Origin of the sequence: uncultured Litoreibacter sp. (assembly GCF_947487515.1) — a bacterium.
Classification (GTDB): domain Bacteria; phylum Pseudomonadota; class Alphaproteobacteria; order Rhodobacterales; family Rhodobacteraceae; genus Litoreibacter.
In genome coordinates this window covers 431,532-450,241 of the sequence record NZ_CANKWO010000004.1, presented here as the reverse complement: position 1 = coordinate 450,241, position 18,710 = coordinate 431,532, and the positions used below count along the sequence as shown (strand labels likewise).

Below are 18,710 nucleotides of genomic sequence, written 5' to 3'. Positions count from 1 at the left end.
AGAGGTTACGCCAGCGCCAAGCTTTCGGTCAGGGATTTGAAAACCGCGCGCCCATCTTCATTGCCATGCACGGCTTCACACGCCCGCTCTGGGTGGGGCATCATCCCCAAAATACGGCGATTTTCACTTAGAATGCCCGCAATATCCCCAGCCGAGCCGTTTGGATTATCGATGTAGCTGAACGCCACGCGGTCCTCGCCACGCAGGCGTGCGACCAAATCGGCATCGGCGGAAAAGTTCCCATCGTGGTGGGCAATCGGCACTGTGATCTCGGCGCCCTTGCTCAAAGCGTTGGTGAAGGGGCTATCCGCCGTCTCCACGCGCAGGCCTTGTTGGCGGCATACGTATTTCAAACCGGCATTGCGCATCAGCACACCTGGCAGCAAACCCGTTTCGCACAGAATTTGGAAGCCGTTGCAAAAGCCCAGCAGGTGGCCGCCCTTATTGGCGTATTCCACCACGGCCTGACAGATCGGCGATTGAGCAGCAATCGCACCGCAGCGCAGGTAGTCCCCAAACGAAAACCCGCCCGGAATGCCGATGATGTCCAAGCCTTGCGGCAAAGACGTGTCCTTGTGCCAGACCATAGAGACCTCAAAGCCCGCAAGGCGGAACCCTTCGGCAAGATCACGGTCACAGTTCGAACCGGGGAAGACAATGACGGCAGCTTTCATGGCGATACGGTCCTTTAGCTTAGAAAATCAGTGATGACGGCCACACCCGGAGGGGTCGGCCCGTTGAAGGCGGCAAGCTCGTCAGACACGCCGGACAACCCGATTTCACGGGCAATCAAGGGCGACATGTCGATGCGGCCGCTGGTGATCAGCGCCAGCAGGCTTGGGTATTTCCACGGTGGCATGCCGCGTGTTCCATAAAGCGCGAGATTGCCCAAATAGACAGCGCTCATGTTGATCTCCATGGTGGCGGTGTGCCCCACCGGCATGCCGACCTGCACATGACGGCCCAAGGGCCGCAGGCATTCGATCGATGCGTTGGTGGTGACCGGAAGCCCAAGAGCCTCGACCGAGACATGCGCCCCGCCACCCGTGATTTCTTTGATCTTGGCCGCGACATCGCCCTGCGTGGCATTCACTGCAGCTTCCGCCCCTAGGCCTTTGGCGTGGTTCAGTTTTTCGTCGACAATATCAACAACAACGACCCGAGCACCCATCGCCACACCCAGCAGCAAAGCCGACAGACCAATGCCGCCGGTTCCATGTACTGCCAGCCATTCACCCGGCTGCAAAGCCGCGCGGCCCGTCAACGCATGCCACGCAGTGGTCACGCGGCACCCAAGGCCAGCCGCCACCGTCGGTGACAGGTTTTCAGGCAGATGCGCCAAGTTGTGGTCAAACGGCACCGCCACATATTCCGCGAAGGCCCCCGGCTCAATAAACCCCGGAAGACGCTGGTTCGGGCAGGTATTTTGGTGCCCCTCTTGGCAAGACGGACAGATGCCACATGACAGGATAAACGGGGCAATCAGTTTGTCGCCGACCTTATGGGTGGCCAATGGTCCCGCCTCGATGACTTCGCCACAATATTCGTGCCCGCCAATTTGCCCGGGCTTCACGCGGGGGTGTTCGCCTGTCCAGCCGTGCCAATCCGAGCGGCACACACCACAAGCCATCACCTTCAGAATCACACCGTCCTTCGGGCACGTCGGCTCGGCCACGTCCTCAATGGACAAGGGCGCGTTGTACTCTCGAAGGACGGCTGCGCGCATTAGGCCAGCTCGACCGAGTAGCTTTCGATCACGGTATTCGCCAGCAGCTTCTCGCACATGTCATTCACGGTGGCCTCTGTCGTGCCCTCCGCCAGATCCAGCTCAATCACCTTGCCCTGACGCACGTTTTCAACACCGTCAAATCCCAATGTTCCAAGCGCATGACGAATAGCGGCGCCTTGCGGATCGAGCACCCCGTTTTTCAACGTAATATGGACGCGTGCTTTCATGGTCTTAGCTCCCTCAGCCTTTTAGGACGGCGCATTCCCAGCCGTCATATTCCCATCCCAAGCGGGTCAATTCTTCGCTTAGGTTTTCTGTTAGTGTGTTGAACTCATCTTCGGCCACGGCGGCGTAATGTTCCCCCAAAACTCCGCCTCTGAATTGCGTCTCCGACACGTCCAAACCCGCCTCCGCGAAAAGCTCCATGGCCAAGTCGATCCCTTTCGCAAAACCTCCGCGTTGAGGGTAGGCAAAATGGCGCACATGGCGTTCTTCGGACCCGTCATCCCCCTGCTCGGCAATCTGCGCCAAAACCAGCTGATTGGCGCGTGCGCTGCCCAGCTTCATCGGCTTGCGAAACCGAGCAACAATGGAGGTTATCAGGCGTAAGATCACAGCGGCGGATATCCGTTAGTTGATAAGCGTGGGTTTGCCCATAGGCGCGTTGTTATTAGTAGGCAACACCCCCAAACGACGGGCGACTTCCGTATAGGCGTCGGCCAAGTTTCCAAGATCACGGCGGAAGACGTCTTTGTCCAGCTTCTCGCCAGTTTCCATATCCCATAGACGGCAGCTATCTGGGCTGATTTCGTCGGCTACGATCAACCGTTGGAAGTCCCCGTCGAATTGGCGGCCAATCTCGATCTTGAAGTCGATCAATTTGATGCCCACGCCGTACATAACGCCAGACATAAAGTCGTTTACCCGCAAAGCCAAAGCGATCATGTCATCCAGATCCTGCTGGCTGGCCCAGCCCAAAGCGATGATGTATTCCTCTGGCACCAGAGGATCGCCCAATGAATCGTCCTTGTAGGAAAATTCAACGATCGGGCGCGGTAGCATAGAGCCCTCTTCCATCCCCAACCGCTTCGCCATGGAGCCTGCCGCATAGTTGCGTACGATCACTTCCAGCGGCACAATTTCCACCGCGCGGATCAGTTGCTCGCGCATGTTCAGGCGTTTGATGAAATGCGTCGGCACCCCGATTTGACCCAGACCGGTCATAAAAAACTCGCTAAGACGGTTGTTTAGCACGCCCTTGCCTTCAATGACTCCGTGCTTTTCAGCGTTGTTCGCTGTCGCATCATCCTTGAAGTACTGAATCAACGTGCCGGGCTCTGGGCCCTCGTACAACGTCTTTGCTTTGCCTTCGTATATCTTCTTACCACGTGCCATGGGCGTCTCCTGTGGCGCGGCGTCCCGCGCAGGGTCGGGACTCGCGTCCCCTCGTTAGCGCTGCCTATACGGTACCCGCGCGGGCCAGACAAGCAAAGGTAGACGCATCACTTCACCGCACCCTGCCCGCAAGCCCTTGCGCCGGTGCTCAACCATGGGCATATCTTGGGCAACACTCAAATAACAGGAGCCCCCAATGACCACGTTTGATGACCGCGAAAACGCGTTTGAAAGCAAATTCGCCCATGACGCCGAGATGCAGTTCAAAGCAGAGGCCCGCCGCAACAAGCTTTTGGGCCTTTGGGCCGCGGGCTTGCTGGGCAAATCCGGCGATGACGCCGCAGATTACGCCAAAGAGGTCGTGCGCGCAGATTTTGAAGAAGCCGGTGATGAAGATGTCTACCGCAAGCTGTCTGGCGATCTTGGGGACAAAGCCGATGAAGAGGCAATTCGCGCCAAAATGGCAGAGCTGATGTCGGAAGCTAAATCGCAGCTAATGTCCGAATAATACACGTTAAAATTATCTGAAATCAGGCCGCCGGCATATCGCTTGGCGGCTTTTTTCTTCGCCTCACAGCCTTTATTTGTGACGCATTTTATTTGTTAATCCCCCTCCAATGCTGGCCCTTTATCACCCTCCCCAAAGACAATTCGAAGGGGTGGGATCATTGGCGACACTGAGTAAATCAAAATTCAAGCATTCTCGGCTGATGCGACAATTGGGAATGATGCTGATTTCTCTTGTTGGGGTGGCATTACTATACAATCGAAGCACCTCGATTGACTTGGCCGCAGCTTACAGGATCTTTCAGGAATTTTCCATATTTGTCTGGCTGTTAGCGGCGATCTGCACCGCAATTAGCTTAGCTTCGGTCGGCGGATATGACGTTCTGGTGGCGCGCTACTTGAAGTTGCCCATATCAACACGCCCTGCATTCGCTGCCGGATGGCGCGCCACGGCCATTGCCCAAACGCTTGGATTCGGATTGTTCACAGGGTCTTTGGCCCGCTGGAAGCTTCTATCATCAAGGCCGGAGTTCTCCCTTTGGCAGGCCACACGAATGACGGGTGCGGTGACCGCATTCTTCTTTGGTGGATGGGCAATCGTCACCAGCGTCGTGGTTGTGTTAACACCGGATATCGCACCACAGCTATGGTGGTTGGGCTTGCTGGGATTATGGACGGTTGCCTGCTTTTTGTGGGTCTCAATTTCCACCAAGAAACGCTTTCGGCACCCGCTTCCATCCATCAGGCTTGTTGGCGTGACAACAGCGCTGACTTTAATCGACACTTTAACGGCATGTGTCGTTATATATTGTTTTTTGCCAGATAGTTACGTAACGTTCTTTACCTTATATTCCGCGTTTCTAGTCGCCTATTGCGTTGGCATGATATCAGGCATTCCAGGGGGATTAGGGCCATTTGAGCTATGCCTGATCACCTTGCTACCAATCGCGGAGTCAAGCCCGCTACTTGCGGCGGTTCTTGCCTATAGGATCACCTATTTTGCGGGCCCTGTGATTGCAGCTATCGTCACTTTAAAACTTGCCCGCTTTTCCGAAAAAACGACTGCGCAACCTGTGTTTCATCCTCTTTCAAGCCCGACAGCACCGGCCGAAATATCCTTGCTGGCTCAAGGTCAATTGTCGTTGATCACTCACAAGGAAAACAGCAGCTGCTCTTTGGGGTGCTACACAGAGAACTCCGAAATTCTGTTTCGCGATCCATTTGGAGGGGACCCAGAAGAGTTTTTGAAAGCCCGCCGAACAGCTGCGCGTAGAAGTTTCAAAGGGCTGCTTGCCTATAAAATCGGACGCGGCGCCGCTGCAGCCGCACGCTCTGCTGGATTGTCAGTCCATCAGATTGGCAGCGAGGCACTTTTGCACCCCAAAATATTTACTCCGAACACGCCGAAACATTCACAGTTGAGGCGAAAACTCAGGAATAGCGCCAAATCTGCTGTAACCGTGGCCCGCGACACCCCCACCCTTGCGCAGATCGAGAATATTGAACGCGACTGGCAGTCTAGAAACGGGCCCGCGCGTGGATTTTCCGTGGGCCGCACGCATCCAATGTTGATGGCTCATCAGGCTGTTTTCACGGCCTATCGCAACAGCGAGCCAATCGCATTCGCGACGTTCCACGTCTCGCGGGATCGGTGGGTTCTGGACTTGATGCGAAGTCAAAACAAATGTCCCGACGGAACCAATCATGCCCTTGTGATCGCGGCCGTTGAGGCTGCGAAACAGGAAAATGTTGCTGTCGTTTCCCTGTGCTCGGTCCCGCAGCTCATTCTGAGTCGACCCAGAAGTTGGCTAGAGCGGCTGATTAAAAGAACCTATCGACACAACTCATCCGCCCTAGGGCTCCATCAATTCAAATCCAGTTTCGATCCAGATTGGACACCACAATTTGTTGCAGCAGATAGCATTTTAACGCTCTTTCTGTCGGGGTTTGAGGTGTACTCGCTCATTCACACTCCCCCAGAGTCGCTTCATCAGAAGGAGGACCTCGAACAAATTCATGATCATTATGATGATTATCAATTTGATTCATCTTCGCTTGCGTGTGAAGAGGCGCGGTGACGGACTCCGCAATTTAACAGGTATACCCCATGACAAAGATCAATGCCCTGAGCCGGCTGCTTTCAGAACGCGACTGGATTCTTGCGGATGGCGCTACTGGCACGCAATTGTTCAACATGGGGTTGAGCGCAGGCGACGCGCCGGAGCTCTGGAATGCCGATCATCATGACCGCATTCACAAGCTGTATAGCGACGCGGTGAATGCCGGTTCAGATCTTTTTCTGACCAATACTTTTGGGGGCAATGCCTCTCGCATGAAGCTTCACGACGCCCAGGATCGTGTGTTTGAACTGAACCGCCTTGGGGCCGAGATCGGTCGTGAAGTGGCGGATGCGGCGGGACGCCCTGTCATTGTGGCAGGCTCCATGGGCCCGACGGGTGACATCATGGCCCCCATGGGAACACTCACGCATGAAAGTGCGGTTGAGATGTTTCATGAGCAAGCCGAGGGTCTAAAAGCCGGTGGTGCGGACGTCCTTTGGTCTGAAACCATTTCGGCGCCGGAAGAGTTGAAAGCGGCCTCCGAAGCCGCGAGGCTTGCCGATATGCCGTGGTGCGGCACAATGAGCTTTGATACAGCCGGACGCACCATGATGGGCCTAACCTCGGCCGCGCTGGCGGCTTTGGCTGAACGCCTGCCACAACGCCCGCTGGCCTTTGGGGCAAACTGCGGGGTAGGATCATCTGATCTTCTGCGCACTGTTTTGGGTTTTGAGGGCACCGATATTCCTGTGGTCGCAAAAGGCAACGCGGGCATTCCCAAATACCATGACGGGCATATCCACTATGATGGCACGCCAGAGCTGATGGCCGATTATGCATGTCTTGCGCGCGATTCCGGCGCGACAATTATCGGCGGGTGCTGCGGCACAACTCCTGAACATTTGCGCAGCATGCGTGATGCACTGGAGAACCGCCCCCGCGGTGCGCGCCCGTCCTTGGCACAAATCACCGACACATTGGGTGGGTTTTCGTCGGAAAGTGACGGAACTGACGGTGCAGGCCCTGCCCCTCGCAAAACGCGTCGCCGCGTCCGCACGTAAGGGGAACACCGGCTCAAAACAAACTGAGCTGATCCCCAGCTTGCGCGGGCCGCATAAACAAATCATTACGAAGTCGTGGAAGATGCTCGGCCAAACCTATTCTTTTGCAAACGCTCCGAAACCGTTGCCGCATCAATTCTGCATGCGGGCCGGTTCCTCGCATGCGGTGGCCAAATGTAGCGTCATAGTCGCGACCACCATGGGCCTGTCGCACACGCCGCATCACCTTGTCCGCCTGCCCAGGAACATCGCGCGCCAACCAATCTTGAAACAAATCAGACACTTCACCGGGCAATCGCAGGTTGATGGTACTGGCCGCCGTCGCACCTGCATCGCGCCCCGCCTGCAAGATCGCCTCCAACTCGTGATCCGTCAATCCTGGGATCAGGGGCGAAACGCTGATGCGCACTGGAATGCCCGCCACAGCCAGCCGTTCAATCGTTTTCAGCCGTCGCGCAGGAGACGGAACACGCGGCTCCATTTGGCGGGCAAGTTTGCTGTCCAAAGTGGTCACCGAGATCGACGCAGACGCCAAAGTGTCAGCAGCCATATCCCCCAAAATGTCGATGTCGCGCTCAATCAAGCACCCTTTGGTTACAACAGAAACTGGGTGCCTAAAGCGCTGCAACACCTGCAGAATCCCACGCATGATCCGGCGGTCTTTTTCAATAGGTTGGTAGGCATCCGTATTAGTGCCGATGGCCAGCACATCTGGCGTGTACCCTTTGCGCCGCAACGCGCGTTCCAAGGCTTGAGCGGCATTTGGGCGCGCGATCAGACGTGTTTCAAAATCCAATCCAGGGGACAGGCCCAAAAAGGCATGACTGGGGCGCGCAAAGCAATAGATGCAGCCGTGCTCACACCCGCGATACGGATTGACGGAGCGATCAAACGGCACATCAGGAGAACTGTTGCGCGTGACAACCTTAGTCACTGTCTCGTCGGTGACATCGGTGCGACGCACCTCCAACTCGCCATCGTCCACGCCCCATCCGTCATCGACGGCTTCGTAGGACAAACGCTCGAATCGACCCACTTCATTTTGTCCGGTCCCCCGCCCTTTGACACGACCGGTCATGCGTTCGGATGGCAAAATGGGGGCAGTTGTTTTCTCCATTGTGACAAACTGGAACATAATGAGAACATTTGCAAGCTCAAGTCGGTGTCAGTCATCGCCATGTCGCAAAACGTCGCGCCCGATTCTTTTGGGCAGCGCATGAATTTATTAACACAACATTACAGCGCAGTTGCGCTTGCTGAGGAGCTCTAAGCCCATGTCAGACGAAGAAGACGATATCATCCTGGCGGAACTCAATGACGAAGAGCTTGTCGCGCAGATGTTCGACGACCTTTACGACGGCCTCAAAGAGGAAATCGAGGAAGGCGTCAACATCCTGCTTGAGCGCAAGTGGGAACCCTACGACATCCTGACCAAAGCGCTTGTCGGCGGTATGACCATTGTGGGCAACGACTTCCGCGATGGCATTTTGTTTGTCCCCGAAGTGCTTTTGGCCGCCAACGCGATGAAGGGTGGCATGGCCATTCTGAAGCCGTTGCTGATCGAAACCGGCGCCCCGCGCGTTGGCAAGATGGTCATCGGAACCGTGAAGGGTGACATCCACGACATTGGCAAGAACCTTGTTGGAATGATGATGGAAGGGGCAGGTTTTGAGGTCGTTGATCTTGGGATCAACAACGCCGTCGAAGCCTATTTGGAAGCGATGGAAGCCGAAAAGCCCGACATTCTGGGCATGTCCGCCCTGCTGACCACGACTATGCCTTACATGAAGGTGGTGATCGACACGATGGTCGAAAAGGGCATTCGCGACGACTACACAGTGCTGGTTGGCGGCGCACCACTGAATGAAGAATTCGGGAAAGCCATTGGCGCTGATTCCTACTGTCGCGACGCGGCTGTGGCGGTAGAGACCGCCAAAGAATTCATGGCCCGCAAGCACAACCAAATGGCTGCAAGCTGATCGGCGGACACACCTAAGTTACCGTGACGGGCCCTACGGGGCCCGTTTTCGTATCTACGGGGCGCTTGACGCCCCATACCGGCGGCGCAATCATGGCCTGCGCAGTACAGGAGACAAAGATGCCCTTCACCCGCCTTGCCCTCGTCTTAAGCTACGTTCTCGTAGCGGCTGGATTGACGGTGTTTGTGTTTTCGCAGGTCTCGCCGCAGGGGCAAGCCGCCCAAACGGTCCCTGCCCTTTTGCCAATTGCCATGTTGGCTGGTCTGTTGATCCGCGCATTGCACGGAAGGCTCAACCGTGACGACGACTCCTGACGACAGCGCCCTGCGCGACGAGGGTATGGCGCCAAGCGGCAGCGGGCAGATTTTGCTGCTTGCCTGCGGGGCCTTGGCGCGCGAAATCCTCGCCGTGAAGGACAGCCAAGGCTGGGACCACATGACGCTGGCTTGCCTGCCTGCCATTCTTCACAACACGCCAGACAAAATCGTCCCCGCTGTGCGCGCAGCCGTGGCCAAACATCGAAGCACATACGACACGATCTTCGTGGTCTATGCCGATTGCGGCACCGGCGGCCTGCTCAAAGCCGCTTGCGACGAAATGGGCGTGGAGATGGTAGATGGCCCGCATTGCTATAGTTTCTACGAAGGCAACGCCAAATTCGCGGAGCTGGGTGAGGTCACCTCGTTTTTCCTGACGGATTTTCTGGTTCGCCAGTTTGACGCTTTTGTCACCAAACCGCTGGGCCTAGATCGCCACCCCGAACTGCGTGATATGTATTTCGGAAACTACGAAAAGCTGGTCTATCAAGCCCAAACCCGTGACCCTGCCCTTGAAGAAAAAGCCAAGGCCTGCGCAGATTTTCTGGGGTTGGAATATGAGTACCGGTTTACGGGCTATGGGGATTTGGAAACTGCATTAGGAGCGCAAAACCCACAGGCAAAAAACAAGTAATTACCTGATATTATTACGATTTTAAATTTGAAAATGTAAATTGGAGCTATTGAAATGAAACTACTAGCAACATTACAGGTTGCGGCACTGGCCTATATTGCAGCTATAGCTCCTTCGGCGGCATGTAGCCCGATGACCAGTGATTTCTACACTCCGACACCCTCGTCTCTTGCTGATCAAGATTTAAGGATACCGAAGCCCCAAGTGTCTCATATCAACTTAAGCCGAGGGTCCGGACCTCCCGATGGATTCAGCTGCGCCGATCTAGGGTTCCTCTCAATGAAAATAGGCCTGCCGGAAGGCTCTGAAGGATCAATCGAGCAATTTGGCGTAACCATCGAAGTTGTTGAGGGCAAAGACTCATTTCATATCTTCCATGGAAACCCCATTGCGCCAGTCTCTGGTGACACAATCAAAGATGGTAGTATCTGGCTCAACTGGCTTGATGGAGCTCCCGAAGACCACCAACCAATCAACTTGGAGGTTGAGCTGCGGTTGGTCTACGGAAACCGCAATGGCCCGCCAGAGCGTTTCAAACTGGTTTCGCCCTAACTGCCGGCCGCAGCGACTTGGCGTATGCGGTCAACCATCGCGCGCACGCCGTTGGAGCGTTGAGCCGACAGGTGTTCATTCAAGCCAAGGCGGCCCAACTCGGCCAGCGCGTCAACCTGACCGACCTCACCCACCGGCAGGCCGGAATACAGGCCCCGTAGCACCGCGATCAGCCCGCGCACGATCATCGCATCGCTGTCACCGACAAAGGTCAGCACGCCACCTTCCACCTTCGTGTGAAGCCACACTTGACTGGCGCATCCTTCCACCTTTAGCGCGGGCACTTTCAGCGCCTCGTCCAATGGCTCCATGGATTTTCCCATGTCGATCACATGGCGATAGCGGTCTTCCCAATCCTCGAGAAATTCAAACGTCTCGACGATCTCTTCAAACGTTTCTTGTGCCATGTCGCTGGGCCTCTTGGTCTGTGTTGTCTGCAGTTACCGCGCCCCAGATGCGCCGTCCAGTGCAGGCCGGACTTTTCAAGCCGCCCGACTTAGGCTACTTCAGAAAGAAACACATGCGCAGTCAGGGATTTAAGCAATGAAACGCACCATTCTAGCCGTTTTGGCAATCAGCCTGACCGTAACGGCCTGCGGGCGCATCCGCGACTCGCGGGTGAATCCTTTCAACTGGTTCGGGCGCGACCGTAGCGAAGCCGTAGAAGTGGTCGACGAGGCCTTCCTGCGCGATCCCCGCCCCTTCGTATCACAGGTGCTCTCTTTGAAGGTCGAGCCAACGCCTGAAGGTGCGATCATCCGCACCGTAGGTCTGCCGACAATTCAAGGCTATTGGAATGCAGAGCTGTTGGAAGTGGACCGCGACGACCCAACCACGCTGACCTATGAGTTTCGCGTAACGCCACCGCCTGTTCAAACCGCGCAAAGCACACAGCGGTCGCGAGAAATCATCGCCGCGCGGGCCGTCTCGACCAGCCGGTTGAACAAAGTCCGCACGATCACGGTCATCGGGCAAAGCAACCGGCGCGCCGTCAAACGCTGAACTTTAAGTTTTAGGCTTAAAGCTCTATAATTTTTACGGAATTTCCGGAGCAAGACAGCGCCAGCTCGCCTTCACAAAGACGCAGGGCATCCTCTCCGAACACCTCGGAGCGCCACCCCTTCAGGGCCAGAACATCGCGTTGACCCAACGCGATGTCATCCAAATCAGACGCCGTAGCGATCAGCTTTTGTGCAATCCCGACATCTTCGGCTTTGGCCTTCAACATCACCCGCAAGAGATCAGCCAAGGCCGAATTCATGTTGGAGCGATCCCGCGCAGGCGGCACTTTTGGCATCTCGTCAACAGGGCACGCCAGACCGGCGGCAACCGCTTTCAAGATCCCTTCGGCAATCGCCCCTTTGCGTGCATCACGAAGCAGCAAACGGGATTTCCCCAAATCGCGTTCGTCCTTGGGCTTTGTTGACGCCAATTCAAGCAGGGCATCGTCCTTGTAAACACGACTCCGTGGCACGTTCCGCTCTTGCGCATAGGCTTCGCGGAACTTGGCAAGCTCACGCACAATGGCGAGGAACTTTGGCGCATTGGAGCGTACTTTGACACGGCGCCATGCGTTTTCCGGCTCCACCACATAGGTTTCCGGCGCACGTAAAATCGCCATTTCCTCTTCCACCCAAGGCTTGCGGCCTGTGCGGTCCAATCGTTTGGACAAATATTCGTAGATGTCACGCAAATGGGTCACATCCGCCAATGCATAGAGTTTTTGTGCATCGCTGAGCGGACGACGGGACCAATCAGTAAAGCGCGAGGATTTATCGACCGAGGACTTCGCAATTTTGCGCACCAAAGTCTCATATCCGACCTGCTCGCCAAAGTCGCAAACCATTGCTGCAACTTGCGTATCAAACAGCGGCTTGGGGATCACCCCACCCTCTACGTAGAAAATTTCCAGATCTTGACGCGCGGCATGGAAAACCTTGACCACATTTTCATCTCGAAACAGGTCATAAAGGGGCTCAAGCGACATTTCAGAACCCGCGATCGGGTCCACAAGAACAGCATCGTTTCGATCATCGCCCGGTACGGCCAACTGGATCAGGCACAGCTTGGCGTAATATGTCCGTTCACGCAGGAACTCTGTATCAACAGTGACGTAAGGGAACCCTTTCGCGCGGTCACAAAATGCGGCGAGGTCTTCGGTGGTCGTGATCGTGATGATGTCTTTAGGCATGAACGCTCTTCGGGTAATCTCTTGATGTTGTTGTTTTTTCGCAGACTGCCCCCAAGTCTTCCCCTGTCTTATGCGCTTTTTGCGCAAAAGGGAAGCACCGGCCTTAAGTCAACTGCAACACACCTGATTTTCCCTCAGCGAACCGACGCAAAACTGCTGGATACAATCGATGCTCTTGCACCAAAACTTTCGCCGCCAATGTGTCTGCGGTCTCATCCTTTTCTACCTGCACGCGCGCCTGACCTAAGATCGGGCCGTCGTCCAGCTCTGGCGTCACCACATGCACCGAGCATCCTGCCTCGGCGTCCCCCGCCTCCAGCGCACGGGCGTGGGTGTTCAGCCCCTTATATTTGGGAAGCAAGGACGGGTGGATGTTCAGCATTCTTCCAGCGTAGCGTTCGACGAAACCTGCGGTCAGAACCCGCATGAACCCTGCGAGGCAAATGATATCAGGCTCTACCGCGTCCAGAAGCTTGATCAATTCCGCCTCAAAAGCTTCCCGATCTGCGCCGAACTGACGGTGATCGACCGCGGCGGTGGCGATGCCTCGGGCCGCCGCGCGCTCTAGCCCCTTGGCGGAAGGGTCATTTGACAGCACCAAAACGGGGCGCGCCGGATGATCCGCTACCATACTGTCGCACAGCGTCAGCATGTTAGAGCCTCCGCCAGACACCAATATGGCGACTTTGATCAAAGCAAACGACCCGAGTAGCGCACGCCCTCAACCGGGGTCACCGCGCCAATGCGGAACACGGTCTCGCCGGCGTCTTGCAACAAGGACGTCAGTGCCTCTGCCGCGCGCGGATCGACCGCCAACACCATGCCAATTCCGGAGTTGAACGTTTTCAGCATCTCGGCTTCCTCGATGCCAGCCACACCGGCCATCCAAGAGAACACGCCCGGCAGCTCCCATGTGCCCAGATCGATTTCTGCGCCCAAGCCTTCGGGCAGAACCCGCGGCAGGTTTTCGGTCAATCCACCACCCGTGATATGGGCCAGCGCGTGCACGCCCCCTGCCCGTATCGCGGCCAATGTAGATTTCACGTAAAGGCGGGTCGGCGTCAAAAGGGCCTCCCCCAAGGACTGGCCTTCCGCGAAGGGTGCAGCGTCGTCCCAACCTTTGCCCGAGGCCTCAACCACCTTGCGCACAAGTGAATACCCGTTGGAATGCACACCCGCAGAGGCCAAGCCCAGCAGCACGTCACCTTCCGCCACACCAGCCGGCAAAGCGGTGCCACGTTCCATCGCGCCCACGGAAAAGCCCGCAAGGTCGAAATCGTCGTCGCTATACATGCCCGGCATTTCTGCAGTCTCGCCACCGATTAATGCGCAGCCAGAGGCCTCGCAGCCCGCAGCAATTCCGTTGATGATTGTGGTCGCCGTGTCCAAGTCCAGCTTGCCGGTGGCGAAATAATCGAGGAACAACAAGGGTTCCGCCCCTTGGCACACCAGATCATTGACGCACATCGCCACCAGATCAACGCCGATGGTGTCGTAATGGCCGGTATCAATTGCAATGCGCAGCTTTGTGCCAACACCGTCAGTGGCGGACACCAAGATCGGGTCTTTAAAGCCCGCGTCTTTCAAGTCAAACAACGCGCCAAATCCGCCCAAACCTTCCATCACGCCAGAGCGTTTGGTAGCGGCGGCAGCGGGCTTGATCCGGTCAATCAACGCGTTGCCCGCGTCAATATCCACACCAGCATCAGCGTAGGTCAAACCGTTCTTGGGCGTATTTGTCATGGGATCATATCCGGCAGCAGATTAGAGTTGCGTCCGAGTATCAAGCCTGCGTGCGCGAGTCTATGGCTGCTTTTTGGCCGCCAGCTTTTCTTCCAGATTCAGTTGGTTTTTCGCGCCGAATCCGAAGAAAAAGCGGCTTAAGAGAATGCCAAGCACAAACGTTACCCCGATTATGATGGCAAGCCCCGCCCCGCCAAGCTCGGCAAAAATGGCCAGCAATTCGCCCTCACCGCCCAAGATCGCTGAAAGCGCGGACATCAACACGCCCACAATCGCAAGGTTCACCCCCATAAAGATCAAAGACATCTTCCAAGCAAAACCATTCTCCGGTTTGCCGTGCCCACGCCGTACATAGGCCTGCCCCGCGTCCATCGCCGGCACAAATACCGCAATCATTCCACCAGCAGCGCCGATGTCATGGTCAAAGAACACTTCGATCACATACCCCAAGACTGCAACGGTTATCATCGTGATGACCGCGACCACTGCGTAGCGCTTTACCAGATAGGACATGTCTATAAGAGTTCCTTAACCAATTTTCCCAACATATGTGCGCATGCGATGGCATATACGCAAATCAATCGCTTAGAGGCTTGACGCCGCCTCTGCGTCTGGTAGCCATCGCTCTTAGTGGGCCTGTAGCTCAACTGGTTAGAGCAGAGCGCTCATAACGCTTTGGTTGCGGGTTCAAGTCCTGCCGGGCCTACCACTACCTACCGTCGAAACTGACAGGCAGAAGTGTGGCGCCGCGATACTACATCATCGGGTCGCGCCAAATCCACACAGCCGCAAACACCCCGCAAAAGAGCGATACCCCCATGACCCCGTATCCAGCTGCGGCTGGCCCGAACATCTCCGCAAGGCCGGTCAGCCCTTCGGCAATCCAGCGCAAAAATCCGCGTGATCCGCTCATGCTTTCCCCGCTTTGGAGACGGGACCCAATGTAGAAAAAGAACCCGAGCAAAGGCGTACTCGCGGTTATCAAAGGGCTTTTGTACTTAATTTTCTCAAACATCTATGGACCCTGTCAGCAAGGGCGATGTCTTGGCAAGTGGCGGTGTCATATGCGGATTCTTACCCAATTTAAAATTCGAGACAAATTTGAATGCGAATATCCGCGGAAGTTACCGTTTGGAGATATCAATAGTGAAACATTGAGCGACATATTTGGCAGCCCCGAAGGCCACATCAGGCAAGGGCAAGGCACTGCTCCTAACGCTCAGAGACATACATGCCCGCAGGTACATATACTTACGTTCTTTATAACATAAGCGGCAGCGCGAATGGCACTTTCACGGTGGTCAGCTCCTTTGAAGTTACCATCTACGATTCTGACGACAATTTTGGGGTCGGTGACGATCAAACTGCGAACCAAGGCGTCTCAGAAACCGGTGCGGCTCCGGTAATCCAATCCCTTGGCCCCGGCGCCCCTGCAGACTGGAATGTGGGAGATAGCTTCTACTTTGCTGGATCCAGGGGGTTGGACGGGACAGGAGGCCCAGACGACATCTATGTTCCCAAGGTCGACGGGGCTTGGCAAACGACAACCGCTGTTTTTAATGTTCCGAACACCTCAGTTAATCTGACTGTCGGTGGAACCTATTCGATGACTGGGAATGGCGGGAATGTTGAGGTCGAAACCCTGCCCTGCTTTGCCGAGAAAACGCTTATCCTCACACCGGACGGTGAAGTTCCTGTGGAAGAGCTGGAGGTCGGGCAACTGGTCACGACACTAGATCATGGCGCCCGCCCAATTTGTTGGATCGGGTCATGCACACGCTTTGCCACAGCTCAATTCGCGCCGATTTCCTTTCAGGCAGGTGCGGTCGGAAACGCAAGAGAATTGAAGGTGTCGCCGCAACATCGCATATTGATTTCAGGCTGGCAGGCGGAGTTACTTTTTGGTGAAACCGAAGTCCTAGTTCCGGCCAAATCCCTGCTCACCGACCATAGCATCTCACGACAAACCGGAGGGATGTTCACGTATTACCACTTCATGTTCGATCAACATGAAATTGTGTTTTCAGACGGCGCAGCTACCGAAAGCTTCTTCCCCGGGGCCACAATCCTTGAGGGAATGGAGCACGCAACGCGAAAGGAAATCTTCGCCCTGTTTCCAAGCCTAAGCCCATACGACACAACCGCCTTCGGCAATAGCGCAAGGCCCTGCCTGACCGGCAATGAGGCCGCCGTTTTATGTCAGCTCATGAGTTGAGGTCAGATTTCATTTTTGGCCAGACAGCTTAGCGCGGCAGCACAAGTTCCGCCTTCAGCCCGCCAAGGACATCGCTGTCCCCCAGCCGCAACGCGCCCCCATGGGATCGCGCCACATCCGCCGCGATGGCCAAACCAAGCCCCACACCCGACCCTGCATTTTGATTGCGCGCCGCGTCCAACCGAGAAAACGCCTTCATCGCTTGGTCGCGCTGCGCTTCTGGAATGCCCGCGCCATTGTCCTCAATACTGATCCGCAGTGCGGTTTCCAGAACCGTCACCTGAACTTGGGCGTGGGTGCCGTAACGCACAGCGTTGTTGATCAGGTTTTCAACCGCACGTCGCACCGATAATGGGCGCAACTTCATGGTGATTGCGTCGGGCAATTCACCAAGGAAGTCGACGGCTTTGCCCGAGCGGCGCGCGTCCGTCACAAGGTCTTCGATCAGGCTGATCGGGTTGGCCTGCTCCAACGCCTCAAGCGCATCTGCCTTTGAGAAATCCAAAAACGCTTCGATCAGACGCTCCATCTCGTCGACGTCCCCGATCAGCTCTTCAACCTCTTCGCTTTCCGGCTGCATCGACAACCCCAGCTTCAAGCGGGTCAAGGGCGTGCGCAGGTCATGGCTGACCCCCGAAAGCATCAAGGTGCGTTGCTCAATCTGGCGTTCTATACGGGCGCGCATGTTTAAGAACGCCGCCCCCGCAGATCGCACCTCGGATGCGCCGCTTGGCGAGTACGGCTCATTTCGGCCTTTCCCAAACGCTTCTGCGGCATGCGCAAGCCTACGGATCGGGCGCAGCTGATTGCGTAAAAACAGATAGGATATCACGGTCATCAGAACGGCAGTGAACAGCATCAAAACCAACAATTGATGTGGGTTGGTCGCTGCAACCCGTCGGCGCGAGAAAGCCACATCAAGCACCCCTTTCGAGGTGCCCAAACTGACCTGAACTGTCTTATCAAGGCTCACCAAGTCCACAACTTGCAAGGTTTCAAACTGGCGGGCCAACGTGTTGCGAATTGCGCGCCCCGAAAGATCACTAAACCAGCGTCTTTCGGTGATTGTCCCGCCGGGTAACGCTACGGTCATGTCCAACGCATTTGCGGTCTCGGCGACCAAAGTTGCGGCAGCGTCGGCATTGGGGGCGTCTTCGACCACGTCCAACAACAGCTGCAACTCCACGGATATGTTTTGTGTCATTTGCGCTGTCACGTCTTCATAGAGACGCTGGATAAACGCAAAGGAGACCACAAGCTGGATCGTGATAATAGGCACCAACAAGATGAGTGCCGCTCGTCCGTAAAGACTGCGAGGAAGGTAGCGCTTGATTGAGAACCGTGCCATGTTGCGTACCGTAAAGCCCCCCGCGCAAAAGGAAAAGAGCGATGGCACCTGAACCGGCCGACACCCGCATTGTGGGCAAACCTATCCGCCTTGCTGACGGCCTGCGCTGCATCCTTGCGCCAAACGCCTCTGCGATGACCTTTACGGGCACCAACACCTACTTGCTTGGCACGCGCGATATAGCGGTGATTGATCCCGGCCCCCCCGATGACGCCCACATGTCTGCCATTATGGACGCTTTGGACGCCAGTCAGCGCATTAGCCATATCGTTGTGACCCATTCGCATATCGACCACTCGCCATTGGCGATGGTTCTGGCGCAGGTCACGGGTGCAAAGGTTTACGGCTTTGGGCCCAGCAGCGCGGGTCGTGCGCCGGTGATGTCCTCTTTTTCGGACCTTGGAGGGGGTGAAGGCATAGATGCAACCTTCATGCCCGATGTGAAGCTTGCCCATAACGACCGCATTCAAGGGTCTGACTGGTCACTGACTGCGCTGCATACACCGGGGCATATGGGGAATCACCTTTGCTTCCATTGGGAACAAGGCCGCGCATTGTTCAGTGGTGATTTGGTGATGGGCTGGGCCACGTCGATGGTCTCCCCTCCGGACGGCCATCTCACAGATTTCATGACCTCACTGGAAATGTTGGCAAGTCGTCAAGGTGACGAGACCTATTACAGCGGCCACGGGCTGCCGGTGAGCGACCCCGCCGCGCGGGTGGCGGAGCTCCTGACCCACCGCCGCAAGCGCGAATCCCAAATTCTTGATGCACTACAAGTCAACCCAATGACCCCAAAGGAGCTGACGGCGCGTATTTATACCGACGTGAACCCTGCACTTCTGCCTGCTGCCGAGCGCAATGTCATTGCCCATCTGATTGATCTTCACCAACGAAATCAGGTGAAACCCGAGGAAACGCTGAGCGCCACAAGTCGCTTTTCAGTTATCTGAATTATTTAATCAAATCCCTCTTTACG

Annotated in this window: 23 protein-coding genes and 1 tRNA gene; 11 read left to right on the top strand and 13 right to left on the bottom strand. The window is 56.0% G+C overall.

Annotated features, from left to right (window positions below):
* Positions 1-5 precede the first annotated feature (5 nt).
* Genes purQ through purC form a run of 5 tightly spaced genes read right to left on the bottom strand, consistent with a single transcriptional unit; the run spans position 6 to position 3,124 of the window.
* Positions 6-674, bottom strand: coding sequence for a phosphoribosylformylglycinamidine synthase subunit PurQ (gene purQ / locus Q0746_RS16115; protein WP_298262114.1), 669 nt, complete (start codon positions 672-674; stop codon positions 6-8).
* Positions 675-688: 14 nt separating this feature from the next.
* Entirely contained in the window at positions 689-1,726 is a 1,038-nt protein-coding gene (locus tag Q0746_RS16110; protein WP_298262113.1) for a zinc-dependent alcohol dehydrogenase family protein, read from the bottom strand.
* Complete coding sequence (purS, locus tag Q0746_RS16105) at positions 1,726-1,956, bottom strand: phosphoribosylformylglycinamidine synthase subunit PurS (protein WP_298262112.1); 231 nt, start codon at positions 1,954-1,956, stop codon at positions 1,726-1,728. Before purS ends, Q0746_RS16110 begins: the two co-directional genes overlap by 1 nt.
* A gap of 13 nt (positions 1,957-1,969) precedes the next feature.
* Positions 1,970-2,344 (bottom strand): ribonuclease E inhibitor RraB, encoded by a 375-nt coding sequence (locus Q0746_RS16100; protein WP_298262111.1) that lies wholly within the window; start codon positions 2,342-2,344, stop codon positions 1,970-1,972.
* Between the two features lie 15 nt (positions 2,345-2,359).
* On the bottom strand, positions 2,360-3,124 hold the full coding sequence (purC, locus tag Q0746_RS16095; protein WP_298262110.1) for a phosphoribosylaminoimidazolesuccinocarboxamide synthase: 765 nt from the start codon (positions 3,122-3,124) through the stop codon (positions 2,360-2,362).
* Between the two features lie 196 nt (positions 3,125-3,320).
* Here purC and Q0746_RS16090 point away from each other — a divergent pair, with 196 nt between their 5' ends.
* The 3 genes from Q0746_RS16090 (at position 3,321) to bmt (ending at position 6,752) form a co-directional block, all read left to right on the top strand.
* Positions 3,321-3,632 carry a DUF1476 domain-containing protein gene (locus Q0746_RS16090; protein ID WP_298262109.1) on the top strand — a complete coding sequence of 104 codons (312 nt, stop codon included), beginning with the start codon at positions 3,321-3,323 and terminating at the stop codon, positions 3,630-3,632.
* A 160-nt stretch (positions 3,633-3,792) separates the two neighbouring features.
* A complete protein-coding gene (locus Q0746_RS16085; RefSeq protein ID WP_298262108.1) occupies positions 3,793-5,709 on the top strand; it encodes a phosphatidylglycerol lysyltransferase domain-containing protein in 1,917 nt (638 codons plus the stop codon).
* Positions 5,710-5,738: 29 nt separating this feature from the next.
* Positions 5,739-6,752 carry a betaine--homocysteine S-methyltransferase gene (gene bmt, locus Q0746_RS16080; protein ID WP_298262107.1) on the top strand — a complete coding sequence of 338 codons (1,014 nt, stop codon included), beginning with the start codon at positions 5,739-5,741 and terminating at the stop codon, positions 6,750-6,752.
* Between the two features lie 13 nt (positions 6,753-6,765).
* On the opposite strand, the gene Q0746_RS16075 is transcribed toward bmt, so the two are convergent.
* Positions 6,766-7,830: a PA0069 family radical SAM protein gene (locus Q0746_RS16075; RefSeq protein ID WP_298262158.1), complete on the bottom strand. Its 1,065-nt coding sequence runs from the start codon at positions 7,828-7,830 to the stop codon at positions 6,766-6,768.
* Positions 7,831-8,026: 196 nt separating this feature from the next.
* Between Q0746_RS16075 and Q0746_RS16070 the strand changes: the two genes are divergently transcribed.
* The 4 genes from Q0746_RS16070 to Q0746_RS16055 all read left to right on the top strand — a co-directional run bounded on the left by Q0746_RS16070 (position 8,027) and on the right by Q0746_RS16055 (position 10,234).
* Positions 8,027-8,731 carry a B12-binding domain-containing protein gene (locus Q0746_RS16070; RefSeq protein ID WP_298262106.1) on the top strand — a complete coding sequence of 235 codons (705 nt, stop codon included), beginning with the start codon at positions 8,027-8,029 and terminating at the stop codon, positions 8,729-8,731.
* A gap of 119 nt (positions 8,732-8,850) precedes the next feature.
* Complete coding sequence (locus Q0746_RS16065; protein WP_298262105.1) at positions 8,851-9,045, top strand: hypothetical protein; 195 nt, start codon at positions 8,851-8,853, stop codon at positions 9,043-9,045.
* A gap of 25 nt (positions 9,046-9,070) precedes the next feature.
* A complete protein-coding gene (locus Q0746_RS16060) occupies positions 9,071-9,682 on the top strand; it encodes a DUF1638 domain-containing protein (RefSeq protein ID WP_298262157.1) in 612 nt (203 codons plus the stop codon).
* 54 nt (positions 9,683-9,736) lie between these two features.
* The gene (locus tag Q0746_RS16055; protein WP_298262104.1) at positions 9,737-10,234 is read left to right on the top strand and encodes a hypothetical protein; all 498 of its coding nucleotides are present in this window, start codon (positions 9,737-9,739) and stop codon (positions 10,232-10,234) included.
* Here the strand turns inward: Q0746_RS16055 and Q0746_RS16050 are convergent.
* Positions 10,231-10,641, bottom strand: coding sequence for a SufE family protein (locus Q0746_RS16050; RefSeq protein WP_298262103.1), 411 nt, complete (start codon positions 10,639-10,641; stop codon positions 10,231-10,233). The genes Q0746_RS16055 and Q0746_RS16050 overlap by 4 nt on opposite strands.
* Positions 10,642-10,777: 136 nt before the next feature.
* Between Q0746_RS16050 and Q0746_RS16045 the strand changes: the two genes are divergently transcribed.
* Positions 10,778-11,236, top strand: a complete 459-nt coding sequence (locus Q0746_RS16045; protein ID WP_298262102.1) for a hypothetical protein — start codon at positions 10,778-10,780, stop codon at positions 11,234-11,236.
* 16 nt (positions 11,237-11,252) lie between these two features.
* Here Q0746_RS16045 and rnd read toward each other — a convergent pair whose 3' ends face one another.
* From rnd to Q0746_RS16025, 4 genes are all read right to left on the bottom strand, one after another.
* A complete protein-coding gene (gene rnd / locus Q0746_RS16040; RefSeq protein WP_298262156.1) occupies positions 11,253-12,413 on the bottom strand; it encodes a ribonuclease D in 1,161 nt (386 codons plus the stop codon).
* A gap of 115 nt (positions 12,414-12,528) precedes the next feature.
* On the bottom strand, positions 12,529-13,119 hold the full coding sequence (gene purN, locus Q0746_RS16035; protein WP_298262101.1) for a phosphoribosylglycinamide formyltransferase: 591 nt from the start codon (positions 13,117-13,119) through the stop codon (positions 12,529-12,531).
* A complete protein-coding gene (gene purM / locus Q0746_RS16030; RefSeq protein ID WP_298262099.1) occupies positions 13,116-14,168 on the bottom strand; it encodes a phosphoribosylformylglycinamidine cyclo-ligase in 1,053 nt (350 codons plus the stop codon). The genes purN and purM overlap by 4 nt, the downstream gene beginning before the upstream one ends.
* A gap of 60 nt (positions 14,169-14,228) precedes the next feature.
* Positions 14,229-14,681 (bottom strand): ABZJ_00895 family protein, encoded by a 453-nt coding sequence (locus Q0746_RS16025; RefSeq protein ID WP_298262097.1) that lies wholly within the window; start codon positions 14,679-14,681, stop codon positions 14,229-14,231.
* Between the two features lie 119 nt (positions 14,682-14,800).
* On the opposite strand from Q0746_RS16025, the gene Q0746_RS16020 reads away from it, so the two are divergent.
* Positions 14,801-14,877, top strand: a tRNA-Ile gene (locus Q0746_RS16020).
* 45 nt (positions 14,878-14,922) lie between these two features.
* Here the strand turns inward: Q0746_RS16020 and Q0746_RS16015 are convergent.
* Positions 14,923-15,183 carry a hypothetical protein gene (locus Q0746_RS16015; protein WP_298262095.1) on the bottom strand — a complete coding sequence of 87 codons (261 nt, stop codon included), beginning with the start codon at positions 15,181-15,183 and terminating at the stop codon, positions 14,923-14,925.
* A 216-nt stretch (positions 15,184-15,399) separates the two neighbouring features.
* On the opposite strand from Q0746_RS16015, the gene Q0746_RS16010 reads away from it, so the two are divergent.
* The gene (locus Q0746_RS16010; protein WP_298262093.1) at positions 15,400-16,383 is read left to right on the top strand and encodes a Hint domain-containing protein; all 984 of its coding nucleotides are present in this window, start codon (positions 15,400-15,402) and stop codon (positions 16,381-16,383) included.
* A 28-nt stretch (positions 16,384-16,411) separates the two neighbouring features.
* Here Q0746_RS16010 and Q0746_RS16005 read toward each other — a convergent pair whose 3' ends face one another.
* Positions 16,412-17,731, bottom strand: coding sequence for an ATP-binding protein (locus Q0746_RS16005; RefSeq protein WP_298262091.1), 1,320 nt, complete (start codon positions 17,729-17,731; stop codon positions 16,412-16,414).
* Between the two features lie 41 nt (positions 17,732-17,772).
* On the opposite strand from Q0746_RS16005, the gene Q0746_RS16000 reads away from it, so the two are divergent.
* Entirely contained in the window at positions 17,773-18,684 is a 912-nt protein-coding gene (locus Q0746_RS16000; RefSeq protein ID WP_298262089.1) for an MBL fold metallo-hydrolase, read from the top strand.
* Positions 18,685-18,710: the final 26 nt, after the last annotated feature.